The 2,605-nt window shown below is 69.2% G+C and carries 1 protein-coding gene; it reads right to left on the bottom strand.

What is annotated here, in order from left to right; genetic code table 11:
* The coding region (locus tag ACWD3D_RS35915) for a condensation domain-containing protein (protein ID WP_451464859.1) at positions 1-2,605 on the bottom strand (2,605 nt) is incomplete at both ends.

Raw genomic sequence — 2,605 nt, 5'->3', positions numbered from 1 at the left:
AGGACGGTGGTTCCGCCGTGGAGGAGGGCTCCCCAGAATTCGAGGCTGAAGGCGTCCCAGGAGACGGGTGAGCACTGGAGGAAGACTTCGTCGGGTCCGAAGTGTCCGTGGGTCTGTGCGGTGAGGGTGGAGACGAGGTTGCGGTGGGAGGAGAGGATGCCCTTGGGGCGTCCGGTGGAGCCGGAGGTGAACATCACGCACGCCACGTCCTCACCCCGGATGGGCAGGCCCAGGTCCGCGTCCGACGCGTCGGCCGAGGCATCCGTGGAGCTGGAGACCAGGGTCCAGGGGCCCTCCGCTCGCCGGCCGAGGGCGTCGTCGGTGAGCAGCAGGGAGATCCCCGCATCCTCGGCGGCGGTACGCAGTCGCTCGTCGGGGAAGTCCGGGTCGAGCAGCGTGTAGCCGGCTCCCGTCTTGACCACCGCTATCACCGCTGTGGCGAAGGCGGCGCCGCGTTCCAGGAGGATGCCGGCGAGGTCGCCGCGGCCGAGTCCTCGCGAACGCAGGTGGTGGGCCCAGCGGTTGGCGTCCGCGTTGAGCTGTCCGTAGGTGATCCGCCGGTCGCCGTCGATCAGCGCGACGGCCTCCGGTGCGCGTGCGGTCTGCGCCTCGAACCGTTCGACCAGTGAGGTGTCACCGATGTCGGCGGCGGACCCGGCCCACGGCCCCAGCAGGAGTTCCCGCTCGCCCGCCGACAACACGTCGAGTTCCATCAGGTGCAGGTCGGGATCGGTCAGTACCTGTCGCAGCACCTCACCCAGGACGGTCACCATCCGCTGGACGGTGGAGCGGTCGAACAGATCCTCGGCGAAGAGAACCGTGCCGCACAGACCCTGACCGTCGTCCGAGCGGAGCAGGAACTCCAGGTCGAACTTGGCCGCGCCACTGGTGACGTCGGTGATGTCGGCGACCCGGGCATCGCCCAGCCGCAGCTCCGGCACGCCTCCGGTTTCCAGGGTGAGGCAGATCTGGAAGAGGGGGTGTCGGGAGAGGGTGCGGGTGGGGTTGAGGGTGTCGAGGACGAGGTCGAAGGGGGCGTCCTGGTGGGCGAAGGCGTCGAGGTCGGTGGTGCGGACGTGTTCGAGGAGTTCGCGGAAGGTCGGGTTGCCGTTCGTGCGAGTACGCAGGACGAGGGTGTTGACGAAGAAGCCGACCAGGTCGCGCAGGGCTTCGTCGGTGCGGCCGGCGACGGGGGTTCCGATGGTGAGGTCCGTACCGGCGCCCAGTCGGGTCAGTGCGGCGGCGAGAGCCGTGTGCACGACCATGTAGGGAGTGCATCCCTCGGCCCGGGCCAGTGCGCCGATCTGTTCGAACAGGTCGCCCCCCAGGGCGACTTCCACCTGTCCGCCGCGGTGCGAGGCGTGGGCGGGGCGGGGGCGGTCGAGGTTCAGCGCGTGTTCCTCGGGCGCTGCTTCCAGGGTCTCGCGCCAGAAGGCGAGTTCCTGGGACAGGACACTCTCGGCGTCGTCGGGAGAGCCCAGTGCCCGCTGCTGCCAGACCGCGTAGTCGGCGTACCGGACCCGGAGCGGCTCCAGCACCTGGCCCTCGGTACCCGCGGCCCGCGCTTCGTAGGCCCGTGACAGGTCGTCGAAGAACACGGTGGTGGACCGGCCGTCCGTCGCGATGTGGTGCATCAGGAGGAAGAACACCCATGAGCCGTCGGCGATCTCGAACAGGGTCGCCCTCAGAGGGAGTTCGGCCCGCAGGTCGAAGACGTGACGGGCACCTTCCGTCATGGCTTCGTGCAGCTCGTCGCCGGCCACCTCGCGGCGTTCGACCGCCACCCGGGCCTGTGCGGCGGGGAGGACGTGCTGTCGCGGTTCGCCGTCGACCGTGGTGAACACGGTCCGCAGGGGCGTGTGGCGTTCGACGACATCGTTGAGCGCGGTTTCCAGGGTGTCGGCGTCGAGTGGGCCTTCGAGGTGGATGGCCATGGGGACGTTGTAGGCGGTGCTGTCGCCGTCGAGTTCGGCCAGCAGCCAGAGTCGGCGCTGGGCGAAGGACAGGGGGGTGTTGTTGTCGTCGGTCGACGCGCCGGCGGTGAGGGGCGGAAGCGCGGGGCGGCCCTTGAGGGTGCTGATGTGCTGGGCGAGGCGTGCGGGTGTGGGGTGCTGGAAGACGTCGCGGATGGTCAACCGGACGCCGAGGGTGTCGGCGACGTGGTTGGTGAGGCGGGCCGCGAGGAGGGAGTGGCCGCCGTGGTGGAAGAAGCTGTCGTCGATGCCCAAGGAGCCGGTGGTGCTCAGCACTCGGTTGAAGAGGGCGAGCGTGATCTCTTCGAGTTGGGTCTGCGGGTCGCGGCCCGCGACGGAGGCGACGGCTACGGGTTCGGGGAGGGCGCGTTTGTCGATTTTGCCGTTGGGGGTGAGGGGGAGTTTGTCGAGGGTGGTGAGGTGGGTGGGGATGAGGTGTTCGGGGAGTTGTGCGGTGAGGTGCCGGCGGATGTCGTCCGGGGCTGTCGGGATGCTGGTGACGATGTAGGCGGCGAGTTGGTGGTGGTGGGTGGTGATGGTGGCTTGGGTGATGTGGGGGTGGGTGAGGAGGGCGGTTTCGATTTCGGCGGGTTCGATGCGGAAGCCGCGGATCTTGATTTGGTTGTCGGCTC

The sequence above is a fragment of the Streptomyces sp. NPDC002690 genome, assembly GCF_053592415.1.
This window is presented reverse-complemented; position numbering and strand designations above follow the sequence as displayed.